Here is a 15,290-nt window from a genome sequence, read left to right as displayed (position 1 = left end):
GATGCAGCGGGTCGGCGGTTGTAGTTTGGCTGCCGTTTTGATGGGCTGCCACCGGTATGGGGGTTGATCCAGTCTTTTGTGGGAGGGCGCCATGCGCCCGATTTTATGGGAACGGGCGGAGATGCCCAGTGCAGGCCCGTGAGCTTTTCGCGCGCATGGACTAGGCATCCCCGCGCGCTCCCACAGGGTACGGTTAGTGCTGCAGAACCGTTGCTTACAGCATCCGGCGCATCCCGATATGGGGAATATCGTCTTCCAGGTATTCATCGGTAGCCACCTCGAACCCATAGCGGCCGTAATAACCCTGCAGGTGCGCCTGGGCCGACATGTATATGGGCAGGCCTGGCCAGCGCAGCCCGCAGGCCAGCAGGGCCTGCTCCATCATGCCGTGGCCAAGCCCCGTGCCCCGCGCGCTGGGCGCGGTGACCACGCGGCCGATAACCACCTCGCCGTCGTTGAGGCCGGGGTCGAGCAGGCGCAGGTAAGCCACCAGATCGTCGCCGAGCCAGCCCAGCAGGTGGCAGGTATCGCCCTCCAGGTCACGGCCATCGACTTCCAGATACGGGCAGTTCTGCTCGACCACGAACACCTGGGTACGCAGCGCCAACGCAGCGTACAGCTCGGTCTTGGTCAGTTCGGTGTGGTGTTTGCAGTGCCAGGTGACGGACATGGTCGGCTCACGAAAGGTCACCTCTAAAAACTACCTGAGTTGCCATCGCCTACGTTTTTAGAGGTGTCCGAAAAGAGGTTTAGGGGGACAGCCGGTGACTCTACCCGCTTCGCCCCCTTTCGTCATGGGCGCAGCCGCTCTACTTCTCGATCACCTGCCCACGCAGGGCGGCCAGGCGGGCCAGCAAGCGGTTCTGCACGGGCGTCGGCACGCCCTGGCTGTCCATCGAGGCCTGCAGGTTCTCGACCAGGGCATTGAAGTGGCTGGGCGACAGGTTCTGGCCCTTGTGGCTCTCCTCGAGGGAGTCGCCGGTGTACACGCAGGGCCCACCGGCGATCACGCAGAACTTGTCGACCAGCTTGTCACGCAGCCCGGCGATATCCACCCTGGCAAAGAACTGCACGATGCGCGGGTCGCCTGCCACGTTGATCAGCATGCCCTCGACGATACGGGTGATGCCGGGTTTTTCGCCCAGGTCGCGGTACAGGCTGTCGTCCTTGGCCGGCTGCTGCGCGCAACCGATCAACACCAGCGCCAGCAGCGCCACGCAGAGTGAACGCAGCATGCTCAGAAACTCCCCTGCACGGACAGGTAGGCGCCGTTCTGGTTATCCAGGGTGGCGATCTCGCCGAGGCGCGCATAGGCCAGCACGATGGCCAGGTGCTTGTTGGGGAAGTAGCCGACGAACAGGTCGGCCCAGTCGCTTTCGCCAGCGAAGTTGAGGTTGTCCGGCTTTTCCCGGTACTCGACGCCCACCGCCCACTGGCGGTTGAGCAGCACGGCCAGCGAACCTTCCTTGAGCACCGAGCGACGGTCGCGGCGATCACCGCCGAAGCCCAGCAGGCCCAGCTCGTTGGCGCGGCTGTAGCGCACGCCGCCGTTAAGCAGCAGGTTGTAGCCAAAGGCGCCACCAAGGATCAGCCGGCTGGCGGTCAGGTAGCCTTCGGTGTCCTCGTCGCGTTGGGCACCGACCAGGCTGGGGATCAGGAAGTCCTTCTGGCGCTTGTGCTGGATACCCAGGGAAACCTGGGGCAACTGATCGTAGATCAGGTCGCCGAACAGGCGCACCTTGATACCGAAGATATCCTGGCTGAGGCTGTTTTCCGGCAGGCTCAGGTCACGGGCCAGGTTGCCCAGGTCGAGGCGCTGGCGCGCGTAGGACAGCTCGATGCGGTTGTCATAGGCCGCAGCCACGCCGGCCACGTCCAGGCGGTAGTCACCGGTTTCCACCCGCGTGGCGAACACGTCGGCGCCCCACTCACCCTTCTCGCCATAACCGGACAGCACCGCCCAGGGCGTGATGCCGCCACCGGCAGCGCCTTCCAGGCTGCTGGCGCCGCCGGTTGCCAGCAAGCGGCCTTCGCCGGCCAGGGCGGCCGAGGTGAGCAAGCCCAACAGCAGGGCGCCGGTCAGTTGCGATAGCCACATGGTCAATGCACCAGGGAAACGGGAGAAGTTAACGGCCGCTGCATCCAGGCCTCGAACGCCTGCACCGCCAGGGGTCGGCTGATCAGGTAGCCCTGCACGCTGTCGCACTGCCAGCGGTCGAGCAGCTCCAGGCTGCGCTGCAGCTCGACGCCCTCGGCCACCACCTTGAGGCCCAGGCTGTGGCTCATCTCGATGGTCGAGAGCACGATCACCGCGTCTTCGCTGGTGTCGTCCAACTCGCGAATAAAGGACTGGTCGATCTTCAATTCCTGCACCGGCATGCGCTTGAGCTGCGCCAGTGAAGAATAGCCGGTGCCGAAGTCGTCCACCGACAGGCCGATGCCTTTCTCGCGCAGCGCGTGAAGTACCTGCAGGGCGACGGCCGGGTTGAGCATCACGCCGCTCTCGGTGATTTCGAAGATCAGCTGCGAGGCGGGAATCTGGTAATGGGCCAGCAACCGGCCGACGCGGGTGGGCAGTTCGGCGTCGATCAGGTCCTCGGTAGAGATGTTCAGCGACAGCTGCACCACCTGGCCGCGCTGGCGCCACGCCTGCAACTGCCGCACGCCCTCCTCGATCACCCAGGCGGTGAGGCTCTGGATGCTGCCGGTGCGCTCGGCCAAGGGGATGAATTCGCCCGGCGATACCATGCCGAACTCCGGGTGCTGCCAGCGCAGCAGGCCTTCGGCCTGGATGCGCGCCGGATTGCGGATGTCCAGCTTGGGTTGGTAGTGCAGCAGCAGTTCGTCACGCTGGGCGGCGCGGCGCAGGTCGCGGATCAGTTGCACCTGGCGCTGCAGGGCGGCATCGCGGCCACTCTCGTAGACCTGGATGCGGCCAGCCAGGTGCCCGGCGTCCTGCATGGCAATGCTGGCGCGGCGCAGCAGCTCTTCAGGTGTCACCCCATCATTGGGGTAGCCAGCGATGCCGATGCGGCAATCCAGGGCAATGTCCACGTTGCCGATACGAAAGGGCTTCATGGACAGTTGCTGCACCCGGTCGGCCGTGGCCACCGCGCTGTCGACGTCGGCGCCATCGAGCAGCAGCACGAACTCGTCGCCGTGCAGCCGCGCCAGGCTGTCGGAGGGGCGCAACGCCGCCTGCAGGCGGGCGGCCAGTTGCTGCATGACGCGGTCGCCGCCGCCCGTCTCGCAGCTTTCGGTGACCGTACGGAAGTTGCCGATGCCCAGGTACAGCAAGGCGATATGCCGCTCGGCCATGATCGCACTGCTCAGGCGTTCGAGCGCCAGGTTGCGATTGGGCAGGCCGGTCAGGGAGTCGTGCAGGGCGTTATGGGCCAGTTGCCGCTCACGCTCGGCGATACCGCGCTGCATGCTCTGGAAGGCACTGGCCAAACTGCCGAGTTCATCGGAGCGGTCGAGGGCCAGCGGCACGTCGTAGTCGCCCTGGCCAACCCGCTGCGCCGCACCGGCCAGCTGGCGGATTGGCCGCGACAGGCTGCGCGCCAGCAGCAGCGCACCGAGCAGGGACGCCACCAGGGCGGCCACGGCGATCAGCAGAATCTGCTTGTTGAGGGCAGCCACCGAGCCCCGGGCCTGTTCAAGCGAGCGCTGCAGCAGGGCCTGCACGCGGAAGCCGTCACCGCTGGCAAGTACCAGGCGTTGCACCAGAAAGGGTTCGCCGCCATGCATGACCTCGCCGCTGTCACCGTCGAAGGTGATCATCGGCATGTCCTGCAGAGTGCTCACATGCACGTCCGGCTGGCCTTCGATGCTGCCGGTGAGGGTCAATTCCAGGTGAGTGAGCTGATTCAGCTCGCGGGCGAACCCTTCATCGATGGCGAACCCCGTGACCAGCCGCGCGATCGGCACCGGGGCATTGACGGTGGCTTGCACCAACAGATAGATGCGGCCATCGACCGGCATGAGCAGGCTCTGCCCATGCTGACTCAGTTGCCCGTTGATCTGCTCGGCCCGCGACACGGAGAGCGGCGCCAATGTGCTGGCGGTCAACTTGCCATCCATGTCGAACATCATCACCACGCCGGCATTGATCCGCGCGCCATGATTGAACAGCGCCGAGCGGATGGTCGCCTCGTCGCCACTGGCCACCGCTTCACGGAAACCGAAATCGGCGGTCAGCACCTGTACCGCGTCGCGCAGCTGCCGGGCGTGGACGTCGAGCAGTTGCCCGAACACGCTGGTTCCCACCTCCAGCTGCTCGCGCGCCTGGGTGCGGATCGACGCCGTGGTGGCCGCCTGCACGGCGAAATACAGCGCGCCGATCACCACCAGCAACAGCAGGATCAGCACACTGGCGATACGCGCCTGGAAGCTAGTGCGAACCATGTTCCACGGCTTTCTTGAAGGCATCGCCAAAGGCGCTGGGTGGCGCGCCCGGTGGCTCGGCCTCACTGGCGGCCTCGACCGGCAGGGTGAAGCGCTGCGCCGCAGCGCCCTCGACCTTGAACGCCTCGCCCTGGCGCGGTTGCATGTCGGGCAGCGCCGAATGCCAGAGGGTCACGCGGTAGTCGCCAGCCGGCAGGTTGTCGAAGCTGACCTTGCCCTGGGCGTCGCTGACGGCGAACCAGGGATCATCGGTGACGTAGATGTAGCCCACCATCCAGTCGTGGATATTGCAGCCCAGAACCACCAGGCCGGGCTTGTCGAACAGCACCGGTTCGCTGGGCGTGCCTTGGTACAGGCGCAGCTCGAAGCGTTTGGCCGGTGAGAACGAATAGACCTGGTGGCGAATGTCGTCGCGATTGGGAAAGGTCACCGCGGTGCCGGTGCGCACGGCCAGCACGCTGGGCACGAAACGCATCTCCTGTTGGTCCATCACCGCCTTGCCCGGCGCGGCGGCGCCCCCTGCCGGGCCCTGCAGCGTCACCACGGCATTGGCCAGCGGCGCGCCCTTGGCGTCCACCACGTCGCCCTGCAGGCTGGCGGCCTCGACCAGGCCCAGCGCGCCGATCAGGTACAGGGGTGCAGCGAGGAAAAAGGATTTGGTCATAGGCGCTCGTCAAGGGCTGCTCAGCCCTGCCGGGAGGCCGCAGGGGCCTCTACGCTGATCAGGGAGGTCTGCGGGAAAGATTAGCCGCCCCCTGGGATAAGTTCGAGCTTTTATGATGACCAATAAAGTCAAAATGCCACTATCAGACGAAATGGCTCCAAAACCGCGCCCTGAGCGCTATTCGCTGCCGCGCAGGCGCTTTGGCGTAAGCCCCAGGTAGCGGCGCATGGCGGTGGTCAGTGCGCTCTGGCTGGAGAAGCCGCACTCCTCGGCGATGCGCACCAGTGGCAGTCCACTGCCACGCAACAGACGGGTGGCGCGATCGAGGCGCGCCTTGAGCAGGTACTGGTGCGGCGTAAGGCCGACGCTGTCCTTGAACTGCGCGTGGAAATGGCTCGGGCTCAGGCAGGCGACATGGGCCAGCTCGGCCACGCTGATGCGCCGTGCCAGGTTGTCGGCGATGTAACCGTCCAGGCGTTGCACGTCCAGCGAGCCATGGCCACGCACGGACGGCTCGCCGAACAGCCGCAGGTGCAGGGCGCGCAGCAGCACCCCGCCCAGCGAACGGGCCAGCAGCGGGTCGCTGCCATAGCGCTCCAGCTCGGCGCCGGCGTAGCAGAGCAGGTGCTGGAAGTCGGCATCGAGCTGCGGGTAGCGCGGGGTGTCGAACAGGTGGCCGAGCAGTTGCAGGTCTTCGCTGCTCATGTCCTGCTCGTTGAGGTCGACGATCAGCATGCGGTTGTCGCCGATACCGGCGAACTGATGGTCGGCATCGCCCGGCACCAGGCAGGCGCGCATGCGGCACACTTCGCCGCCACGCCCCACCACCTCGAACTCGGCACGCCCGGACACCGACATCACCAGTTGATGGTGGTCGTGGGTATGTTCGTGGGCCTGATCGTCCAGGCGCATGAGGCGGGCGTTGAGCATGATTCGCGACTCAAGGGGCGACGCGCGCACTCTACCGCGTTGCCGGGCAAAACTGTATGGGTGGCGACAGGAGGCCTGAAGACGGAAAAAGCGCGGTACCGGAGGCTGGCAAGCGAAACGCCTGGTCCATGAATAAATGTTGAAAAAAGCCGGCGGCGCCCCATCTAACCCTCAACGTCAATGGACAGGTGCCGCATGAACGACCCGCACGATATCGAGATCGCTTCGGAGCAAGCCAGCCACAGCCTGATGCTGCCCGGCCAGAACCTGCCGGACAAACTCTATGTGATTCCGATCCACAACCGCCCCTTCTTCCCGGCCCAGGTGCTGCCGGTGATCGTCAACGAGGAGCACTGGGCGGAAACCCTGGAGTTGGTCAGCAAGACCGAGCACAAGACCCTGGCCCTGTTCTATGTGGACAAGCCGGTTACCGATCCCCGTCACTTCGACACCTCCAGCCTGCCCGAACACGGCACCGTGGTGCGCGTGCACCATGTCAGCAATGACGACGGCAAGCTGCAGTTCGTCGCCCAGGGCCTGACCCGGGTGCGCATCCGCGGCTGGCTCAAGCACCACCGCCCGCCCTACCTGGCCGAGGTCGACTACCCGCGCAACGCCAACGACTCCCGCGACGAGGTCAAGGCCTACGGCATGGCGCTGATCAACGTGATCCGCGAGCTGCTGCCGCTCAACCCGCTGTACAACGAGGAGCTGAAGAACTACCTCAACCGCTTCAGCCCCAACGATCCCTCGCCGCTCACCGACTTCGCGGCCGCCCTGACCACCGCGCAATCGAAGGTGCTGCAGGAAGTGCTCGACACCGTGCCGATTCTCAAGCGCATGGAAAAGGTCCTGCCGCTGCTGCGCAAGGAAGTCGAAGTCGCACGCTTGCAGAACGAACTCTCCGACGAGGTGAACCGCTCGGTGGGCGAACACCAGCGCGAGTTCTTTCTCAAGGAACAGCTGAAGATCATCCAGCAGGAACTGGGCATCACCAAGGACGACCGCAGCGCCGACGCCGAGCAGTTCAGCGGGCGCCTGGAAGGCAAGACCCTGCCCGAACAGGCGCGCAAGCGCATCGACGAGGAGATGAACAAGCTCTCCGTGCTGGAAACCGGCTCGCCGGAATACGCGGTCACCCGCAACTACCTGGACTGGGCCACCAGCGTGCCCTGGGGCGTGGTCGGCAAGGACAAGCTCGACCTCAAGCACGCGCGCAAGGTGCTCGACGATCACCATGCCGGCATGGACGACATCAAGCAGCGCATCACCGAGTTCCTCGCCGTTGGCGCCTTCAAGGGCGAGATCGCCGGCTCCATCGTGCTGCTGGTCGGCCCGCCGGGCGTGGGCAAGACCAGCATCGGCAAGTCCATCGCCGAATCCCTGGGCCGGCCGTTCTACCGCTTTTCGGTGGGCGGCATGCGTGACGAGGCCGAGATCAAGGGCCACCGCCGCACCTACATCGGCGCCCTTCCCGGCAAGCTGGTGCAGGCGCTCAAGGAGGTCGAGGTGATGAACCCGGTGATCATGCTCGACGAAATCGACAAGATGGGCAGCAGCTTCCAGGGCGACCCGGCCTCGGCGCTGCTGGAGACCCTCGACCCGGAGCAGAACGTCGAATTCCTCGACCACTACCTGGACCTGCGCCTGGACCTCTCCAAGGTGCTGTTCGTGTGCACCGCCAACACCCTGGATTCGATTCCCGGCCCGCTGCTCGACCGTATGGAAGTGATCCGCCTGTCCGGCTACATCACCGAGGAAAAACTGGCCATCGCCAAACGCCATCTGTGGCCCAAGCAGCTGGACAAGGCCGGCGTATCCACCAAGCAGCTGTCGATCAGCGACAGCGCCCTGCGCGCGCTGATCGAAGGCTATGCCCGCGAGGCCGGCGTGCGCCAGCTGGAGAAGCAGCTCGGCAAGCTGGTGCGCAAGGCGGTGGTGCAACTGCTGGAGGATCCGCAGAGCAAGGTCAAGATCGCCGCCAAGGACCTGGAAGGCTACCTGGGCATGCCGGTGTTTCGCAGCGAGCAGGTGCTGTCCGGTGTCGGCGTGATCACCGGCCTGGCCTGGACCAGCATGGGCGGCGCCACCCTGCCGATCGAGGCGACGCGCATCCACACCCTCAACCGCGGCTTCAAGCTCACCGGCCAGCTCGGCGAGGTGATGAAGGAATCCGCGGAGATCGCCTACAGCTACGTCAGCTCCAACCTGAAGACCTACAAGGGTGACCCGACCTTCTTCGACCAGGCCTTCGTGCACATGCACGTGCCCGAAGGCGCCACGCCCAAGGACGGCCCGAGCGCCGGCGTCACCATCGCCAGCGCCCTGCTCTCCCTGGCCCGCAACCAGGTGCCGAAGAAAGGCGTGGCGATGACCGGCGAGCTGACCCTGACCGGCCAGGTGCTGGCCATCGGCGGGGTGCGCGAGAAGGTCATCGCCGCACGCCGGCAGAAGATTCACGAGCTGATCCTGCCCGAGGCCAACCGCGGTTCCTATCAGGAGCTGCCGGACTACCTCAAGCAGGGCATCACCGTGCACTTCGCCAAACGCTTCAGCGATGTCGCCAAGGTGCTGTTCGACTGATCGCCCTATGCTGCGGGCTGCCTGATAGGGCAGCTCGCTGCTTTTTAGAACCTGTTCACGATCTTCATGCCGGGTTCTATCTATGTGGACTGCAACGTGGCGATAGCAGCCGTTCGCGATCTCGTGGCAGGGGTTTTAGCCGCGAGCTCTTTACGCCTAGTCAGGCAAAATCGAGGCTAAAGCGGATCGCCGCCCGGCCTCCCCTCGAAATCTCTGCTCACCGTCCGCCTAGGCCTGGTATGGCTCTAGCTCGCGAGGTCGTGAACAGACCTCCCCCGTGCCCGCCTGCTGGCAAATCGATAGATCGAAACCCGAATGCTGCTGTCAGAACCTGACCCGGCTGCCGTGAGGCTCGCCTGTGCAGGTCGATCCGTGCCGGGGCGATTGTCGATATAAGGAGAACGGGGATGCCCCGCACCGACAAGGAACATTTCATCGGGCTCGAGTGGCTGCGCTTCATACTCGGCCTGTACATCGTGGTCTTCCACACCCTGCACAACTACCCAGAACAGCAGTTGCCGATCATCAAGCAGCTCAGCGGCGCGGGCTTCTTCGCCACCAGTACCTTCTTCGTGCTCTCCGGCTTTCTACTCGCCCACGTCTACTGCCAGCGCGGCCAGCTGCGCGAACCGGCGGTGAGTTTCTGGAGCAGGCGCTTCGCCAATCTCTACCCGCTGCATATCTTTTCGCTGCTGCTGACCATCTCGGTGATCTTCGTCATCAGCAGCCTGGGCATTCCGCCGGACGACACCAAGGCCAGTGTCCGTTTCGTGGTGTACGACACCAACGAGGACATGACCGATATCTCGCGCGCCACGCTCGAGCATTTCATGAGCAACGGCGAGCTGGCCTTCAACAGCGTGTTGCAACTGCTGATGCTGCAGGCCTGGAACCCCTTCTACCTGACCTTCAACGCGCCGCTGTGGTCGATCTCCACGCTGTTCTTCTTCTACCTCACCTTTCCCTTCGTGGCGCCGCGCCTGGCGCGCCTGAAGCACAAGGTGCTGTGGCTGGGCATCATCACCCTGATCTACCTGATTCCGCCGGTGCTGGTGATTCTCAACGGTGACTACGGCATGCCGTTCACCGGCATCCTGCACCGCAACCCGCTGGTGCGCCTGCCCGAGTTTCTCGCCGGCATTCTCGCCTACGGGCTGTTCCGCGACCTGCAGGACGCCGGCCGTACCCCGGGCGCGGGCGGCGTCGGGCTGATGATCGCCACGGTAGTGGCCTGTTTCCTCGCCACGGCCTGGCTGATCGAAGGGCCGCAGTTCTGGTACTACCTGCTGCATAACGGCCTGCTGCTGCCGGCGCAGGTCATGCTGATCTACCTCTGTGCGCTGGCAGCCTCGCCAGACAGCGAATCGGTTAGGCGCTGGTCACAGCGCCTGGGCGCCGCCTCGCTGCCGCTGTTCGTGCTGCACGTACCGGCCTTCACCCTGTTTTCCCGTTCGGAAAAGCTGCTCGGCGTGGCCTCCGGCGACTGCTTCGCCAACTGGGCGCAGTGCGCGGTGCAGGCTGGCGAGCAGGAGCTGTCGATCGTCTTCTACCCACTGTTCCTGCTACTGACGGTGATCCTCTGCGTCTGGGCCCAGGAGAACGCCGTGGTGCCGACCCGCAAACGGCTGCTCAAGTGGCTGCCGGTACGGCGTAGCACAAGCTGAGCCAAAGGAAAGGAAATTCCCAGGAATCATCTGCAATGGCGACGGTCGGAAGGAAGTGTTCGGCCGACCGTGCCGCTGTTTCTTACTGTTTTCTGGAGGGATCCGTGATCCTCAAAACCGTCAAGGCATCTGTCCGCCACAGCATGCTTCCAGCTGCGCTGTGCCTGGCCTGCACCACCACGTTGTTCAGTGCCCAGGTGCTGGCTTTCTCCCTCGACGATGTGGCTTCGCAAGCCAAGGGATTGCTGGACAAGCCTTACGCCGCGCCTGCCAGCAACCTGCCCAGCGAATTGCGCACCCTGTCGTTCAAGGATTACCAGCAGATCAAGGCACGTGAAGACAAGTATGAATGGGCCGACAGCAAGACGCCCTTCAAGCTGAGCTTCTATCACCAGGGCATGCACTTCGAGACCCCGGTGAAGATCAACGAAGTGACCGCCACCCGCGTCAACGAGATCAAATACGACCCCGAGCGCTTCGACTTCGGCGACCTGAAAGTCGATCAGGACGCCACCAAGGAGCTGGGCTACGCGGGCTTTCGCGTCATGTACCCGGTCAACGAGAAGGACAAGCTCGACGAAATCATGAGCCTGCTCGGCGCCAGCTACTTCCGCGTGGTCGGCAAGGATCAGGTCTACGGTACCTCGGCCCGCGGCCTGGCCATCGACACCGCGCTGCCCAGCGGCGAGGAATTCCCCTATTTTCGCGAGTTCTGGATCGAGCGCCCGAAAGCCGGCGACAAGCACCTGGTGATCTTCGCCCTGCTCGACTCGCCCCGCGCCACCGGTGCTTACCGGTTCATCCTGCGCCCCGGCAACGACGCGGTGGTCGATGTGAAATCCCGGGTGTTCCTGCGCGACAACGTCAACAAGCTGGGCGTCGCGCCGCTGACCAGCATGTTCCTGTACGGCAGCAACCAGCGCTCCGCCAAGGCCAACTACCGCCCGGCCCTGCACGACGCCAACGGCCTGGCGATCCATACCGGCAGCGACGAGCATATCTGGCGCCCGCTGAACAACCCGCAGAACCTCGCGGTAAGCACCTTCGAAGTGCAGAACCCGAAAGGTTTCGGCCTGCTGCAACGCGGCCGCGACTTCGCCCAATACGAAGACCTGGACGACCACTACGAACAGCGCCCCAGCGTGTGGATCGAACCCAAGGGCGAATGGGGCAAGGGCAAGGTCGAGCTGGTGGAGATCCCCACCCCGGATGAGACCAACGACAACATCGTCGCCTTCTGGATCCCCGATGAGCAGCCCGAGCCGGGCGAGCCGATGGAGTTCGACTACCGCATGCACTGGACCAAGGACGAGCGCGCCCAGCTGGGCCAGGACATCGCCTGGGTCAAGCAGACCATGCGCAGCGCCGGTGAAGTCAAGCAGCCCAACCTGACCCGCAAGCTCGATGGCAGCATCGCCCTGCTGGTGGACTTCGAAGGCCCGTCCCTGGAAGCGCTCAAGCCCGATGCCGCGGTAGCCAGCAACTTCAGCATCAACGACAACGCCGAGGTGCTGGACAATCACCTGCAGTACAACAAGGCCACCAAAGGTTGGCGCATGACGGTGCGCTTCAAGGTCAAGGATCCCAAGCAAGCGGTGGAAATGCGCGCGGCTCTGGTCGAGGGTGACAAGACCCTCAGCGAGACCTGGAGCTATCAACTCCCGCCCAACACGGTTGCCCCCCAATGAAAACCACCGAGCAGTCCGCCCTGGACGAGTACCTGGACAGCCTGCCTCTGAGTGCCACCGAGCGCGAGGCGCTGGCTGATTGTCGCGACTTCACCGAACTGCACAGCCGCCTCGGCGGCGTGCCGGCAGCCGAGGCCGAAGAGGCGGTGCACAAGTCCGCCGCCCGCCGTATCGAGTTCGGCGCGGGCGAGCCTCTGGAAGCGACCGGCCTGCTCGCTCTCGATGCAGCCGGGCGGCCGGTTCTGCGCGCCGCGCCGCCGCTCAACCGCACCAAGATGACCCCCGAGCCGTGGCGCACCAACCTGCTGACCCGCGGCTTTCGCGCGCTGTTCGGCAAGCGTAATCCGCCCCGTCCGCCCGAGCGCGAACTGGAGCCGGCCCGTTGGCGCCGGGTCGGTTCGCTGCGCCGTTACGTGCTGCTCCTGCTGATGCTCGGCCAGACCGCCGTCGCCACCTGGTACATGAACAGCATCCTGCCCTACCAGGGCTGGGGGCTGATCAACCTGCAGGAAGTGATGGAGCAAGGGTGGCAGGACAGTTTCTTCCAAGTACTGCCCTATGTGGTGCAAGGCAGCATCCTGGCACTGTTTTCCCTGTTGTTCTGCTGGGTATCGGCCGGTTTCTGGACAGCCCTGATGGGCTTCTGGGAACTGATGCGCGGCTATGACCGTTACGGTATTTCCGGCAGCAGCGCCGGTGACGAGCCGATCGACCCGCAGGCACGTACCGCGATCATCATGCCGATCTGCAACGAGGACGTGCCCCGGGTATTCGCCGGCCTGCGCGCCACCTACGAGTCGGTGAAGGCCTCCGGCGAGCTCGACCAGTTCGACTTCTTCGTGCTCAGCGATACCGGCGACGCCGATATCGCCGTGGCCGAGCAGCGCGCCTGGCTGGAGCTGTGCCAGGAGACCGAGGGCTTCGGCAACATCTTCTACCGCCGTCGTCGCCGCCGCGTGAAGCGCAAGAGTGGCAACATCGACGACTTCTGCCGCCGCTGGGGTGGCGATTACCGCTACATGGTGGTGCTCGACGCCGACAGCGTGATGAGCGGCGAATGCCTGACCAAGCTGGTGCGGCTGATGGAAGCCAACCCCAGGCCGGCATCATCCAGACCTCGCCGAAAGCCGCGGGCATGAACACCCTCTATGCACGCCTGCAGCAGTTCGCCACCCGCGCCTACGGCCCGCTGTTCACCGCTGGCCTGCACTACTGGCAGCTCGGTGAATCCCACTACTGGGGCCACAACGCGATCATCCGCATGCAGCCGTTCATCGAACACTGCGCCCTGGCGCCATTGCCGGGCAAGGGTTCGTTCGCCGGCGCGATCATGTCCCACGACTTCGTCGAAGCCTCGCTGATGCGCCGCGCCGGCTGGGGCGTGTGGATCGCCTACGACCTGCCGGGCAGCTACGAGGAACTGCCGCCCAACCTGATCGACGAGCTGCAGCGCGACCGGCGCTGGTGCCACGGCAACCTGATGAACTTCCGCCTGTTCCTGGTCAAGGGCATGCATCCGGTGCACCGCGCGGTGTTCCTGACCGGCGTGATGTCCTACCTGTCGGCACCGCTGTGGTTTATGTTCCTGCTGCTTTCCACCGCCCTGCTGGCCATCCACACGCTGATGGAGCCGCAGTATTTCCTGGTACCCGGCCAGCTGTTCCCGGTGTGGCCGCGGTGGAACCCGGAGAAGGCCATCGCGCTGTTCTCCACCACCCTGACCCTGCTGTTCCTGCCCAAGCTGCTCGCCGTGATCCTTATCTGGGTCAAGGGCGCCAAGGCTTATGGCGGCGCGTTCAAGGCGACCTTGAGCATGCTGCTGGAGATGCTCTTCTCGGTGCTCTTGGCGCCAGTGCGCATGCTGTTCCACACCCTGTTCGTCACCGCCGCCTTCCTGGGTTGGTCCGCCACCTGGAACTCGCCACAGCGTGACAACGGCATCACCACCTGGGGCGACGCCGTGCGCCGTCATGGCTGGCAGGCGCTGCTGGGCATCGTCTGGACGGCGGGCGTGGCCTGGCTCGACCCGAACTTCCTGTGGTGGCTGTCGCCGATCGTGGTCTCGCTGATGCTGTCGATCCCGGTTTCGGTGTTCTCCAGCCGCCTCAGCCTGGGCCTGGGCAGCAAGAAGGCCAAGCTGTTCCTGATTCCCGAGGAATCCAACCCGCCTCAGGAGTTGCTGTCGACCTATGCCTACACCCGGCACAACCGCGAGCACGCCATGGAAAACGGCTTTATCGAAGCGGTACTGCGGCCCTTCCCCAACGCCCTGGCCTGCGCCATGGCCACGGCGCGTCATGGGCAGGCACCACTGCTCGAACAGGCGCGCCAACGGGCATTGGGCGAAGCCCTGGAACTGGGCCCCAAGAAGCTCGATGGCAAACGCAAGCTGGCGCTGCTCAGCGACCCGGTGTTGCTGGCCCGTCTGCACGCGCAACTGTGGCAACAGGCCGAACAGCACCCGCTGTGGCGCCATGCCTACAATCAGCGCGTGCCGGCCCAGCCAAAACATGACAACCAGGCGCTCAAGCTGGCGCCGGTCGGCACCCCCTCACCCCTGGTCAACTGACCGCCAGGCGGTCATCCAGCCCAGGCTGGCACGGGTATCGCTCCCTTCGGGGCGATACTCGGCGCCCAGCCAGCCGCGGTAAGCGGCCTTCTCCAGCGCCCCGCGCACTGCAGCAAAATCGATACCGCCACTGCCTGGCGCCCCGCGCCCCGGGCAATCGGCGAACTGCACGTGGCCGACTCGCCCCGCCAGCGCCTCCACGGCCAGCACCGGGTCGATGCCCTGCCGGGCCATGTGATAGATATCCAGCTGCACCTGGAAATTCTCGTGATCCACGGCGGCCAGGAGCGCCTGCAGGTGCTGCGGCGTATTGACCAGAAAGCCCGGCATGTCGAGGGGATTGATCGCCTCGCTGACCACCCCGATGTTCAACAACCCGAATGCCTCGGCGGCCTTGCGGATATGGCCCGCCAGGGTATCGAGCGCCTGCTCGCGCTTGAGGCCTTCGGCCAGGCGCCCCGGCAATACGTTGACGAACCGCGGGCGCACCATGGCCGCGTAGGTCAACGCAGCTTCGAGCGCCTCGTCGAATGCCGCCTGGCGCGCCGGTACCGCGGCCAGGCCAGGGCCACCGTCGAGAAAGTCGCCACCGGGGAAATTCATCAGCACCAGCGGCAGCCCTGCCCGCTCCAACTCGTCCTTCAGGCGCAGCGCCGGTATCTCATAGGGAAACTGTATTTCCACCCCTTCGAAACCCGCTGCGGCGGCTGCCACGATGCGCTCGAGCATGGGCCGCTCGGTGAACAGCATCGTCAGATTGGCGGATAGCTTCATGCGGGACTCCC

General features: G+C 65.0%; 10 protein-coding genes and 1 pseudogene. 4 read left to right on the top strand and 7 right to left on the bottom strand.

Going from position 1 to position 15,290, the window contains the following annotated elements; genetic code table 11:
- Positions 1-214: 214 nt before the first annotated feature.
- The 6 genes from SA190iCDA_RS09090 to SA190iCDA_RS09065 all read right to left on the bottom strand — a co-directional run bounded on the left by SA190iCDA_RS09090 (position 215) and on the right by SA190iCDA_RS09065 (position 6,001).
- On the bottom strand, positions 215-670 hold the full coding sequence (locus SA190iCDA_RS09090; protein ID WP_070886640.1) for a GNAT family N-acetyltransferase: 456 nt from the start codon (positions 668-670) through the stop codon (positions 215-217).
- Between the two features lie 139 nt (positions 671-809).
- The gene (locus SA190iCDA_RS09085) at positions 810-1,235 is read right to left on the bottom strand and encodes a group I truncated hemoglobin (protein ID WP_419203832.1); all 426 of its coding nucleotides are present in this window, start codon (positions 1,233-1,235) and stop codon (positions 810-812) included.
- Positions 1,236-1,237: 2 nt separating this feature from the next.
- Positions 1,238-2,104, bottom strand: coding sequence for a DUF3034 family protein (locus tag SA190iCDA_RS09080; RefSeq protein ID WP_070886639.1), 867 nt, complete (start codon positions 2,102-2,104; stop codon positions 1,238-1,240).
- On the bottom strand, positions 2,101-4,407 hold the full coding sequence (locus tag SA190iCDA_RS09075) for an EAL domain-containing protein (protein WP_070886638.1): 2,307 nt from the start codon (positions 4,405-4,407) through the stop codon (positions 2,101-2,103). The genes SA190iCDA_RS09080 and SA190iCDA_RS09075 overlap by 4 nt, the downstream gene beginning before the upstream one ends.
- Positions 4,394-5,071, bottom strand: coding sequence for a methylamine utilization protein (locus SA190iCDA_RS09070; protein WP_070886637.1), 678 nt, complete (start codon positions 5,069-5,071; stop codon positions 4,394-4,396). Before SA190iCDA_RS09070 ends, SA190iCDA_RS09075 begins: the two co-directional genes overlap by 14 nt.
- A 177-nt stretch (positions 5,072-5,248) precedes the next feature.
- On the bottom strand, positions 5,249-6,001 hold the full coding sequence (locus SA190iCDA_RS09065; RefSeq protein WP_070886636.1) for an AraC family transcriptional regulator: 753 nt from the start codon (positions 5,999-6,001) through the stop codon (positions 5,249-5,251).
- Between the two features lie 195 nt (positions 6,002-6,196).
- Between SA190iCDA_RS09065 and lon the strand changes: the two genes are divergently transcribed.
- From lon to mdoH, 4 genes and pseudogenes are all read left to right on the top strand, one after another.
- Complete coding sequence (gene lon, locus SA190iCDA_RS09060; protein ID WP_070886635.1) at positions 6,197-8,584, top strand: endopeptidase La; 2,388 nt, start codon at positions 6,197-6,199, stop codon at positions 8,582-8,584.
- A 407-nt stretch (positions 8,585-8,991) separates the two neighbouring features.
- Complete coding sequence (locus tag SA190iCDA_RS09055; protein WP_070886634.1) at positions 8,992-10,248, top strand: acyltransferase family protein; 1,257 nt, start codon at positions 8,992-8,994, stop codon at positions 10,246-10,248.
- Between the two features lie 143 nt (positions 10,249-10,391).
- The gene (locus tag SA190iCDA_RS09050; RefSeq protein ID WP_070886894.1) at positions 10,392-11,936 is read left to right on the top strand and encodes a glucan biosynthesis protein G; all 1,545 of its coding nucleotides are present in this window, start codon (positions 10,392-10,394) and stop codon (positions 11,934-11,936) included.
- Positions 11,933-14,505: pseudogene (gene mdoH / locus SA190iCDA_RS09045) on the top strand (glucans biosynthesis glucosyltransferase MdoH). Before SA190iCDA_RS09050 ends, mdoH begins: the two are co-directional and overlap by 4 nt.
- Here the strand turns inward: mdoH and SA190iCDA_RS09040 are convergent.
- The gene (locus SA190iCDA_RS09040; RefSeq protein WP_070886632.1) at positions 14,488-15,279 is read right to left on the bottom strand and encodes a hydroxypyruvate isomerase family protein; all 792 of its coding nucleotides are present in this window, start codon (positions 15,277-15,279) and stop codon (positions 14,488-14,490) included. The pseudogene mdoH and the gene SA190iCDA_RS09040 overlap by 18 nt on opposite strands.
- Positions 15,280-15,290: the final 11 nt, after the last annotated feature.

This window comes from Pseudomonas argentinensis (assembly GCF_001839655.2).
Lineage (GTDB): Bacteria > Pseudomonadota > Gammaproteobacteria > Pseudomonadales > Pseudomonadaceae > Aquipseudomonas > Aquipseudomonas argentinensis_B.
The sequence above is the reverse complement of the archived record's forward strand: the minus strand, read 5'-3'. Positions and strand labels throughout refer to the sequence as shown.

Coding starts and splice junctions, on each gene's coding strand:
- SA190iCDA_RS09070 (WP_070886637.1), bottom strand. CDS start 5,071: ATGACCAAATCCTTTTTCCTCGCTGCACCCCTGTACCTGATCGGCGCG.
- SA190iCDA_RS09090 (WP_070886640.1), bottom strand. CDS start 670: ATGTCCGTCACCTGGCACTGCAAACACCACACCGAACTGACCAAGACC.
- lon (WP_070886635.1), top strand. CDS start 6,197: ATGAACGACCCGCACGATATCGAGATCGCTTCGGAGCAAGCCAGCCAC.
- SA190iCDA_RS09065 (WP_070886636.1), bottom strand. CDS start 6,001: ATGCTCAACGCCCGCCTCATGCGCCTGGACGATCAGGCCCACGAACAT.
- SA190iCDA_RS09050 (WP_070886894.1), top strand. CDS start 10,392: ATGCTTCCAGCTGCGCTGTGCCTGGCCTGCACCACCACGTTGTTCAGT.
- SA190iCDA_RS09055 (WP_070886634.1), top strand. CDS start 8,992: ATGCCCCGCACCGACAAGGAACATTTCATCGGGCTCGAGTGGCTGCGC.
- SA190iCDA_RS09085 (WP_419203832.1), bottom strand. CDS start 1,235: ATGCTGCGTTCACTCTGCGTGGCGCTGCTGGCGCTGGTGTTGATCGGT.
- SA190iCDA_RS09040 (WP_070886632.1), bottom strand. CDS start 15,279: ATGAAGCTATCCGCCAATCTGACGATGCTGTTCACCGAGCGGCCCATG.
- SA190iCDA_RS09075 (WP_070886638.1), bottom strand. CDS start 4,407: ATGGTTCGCACTAGCTTCCAGGCGCGTATCGCCAGTGTGCTGATCCTG.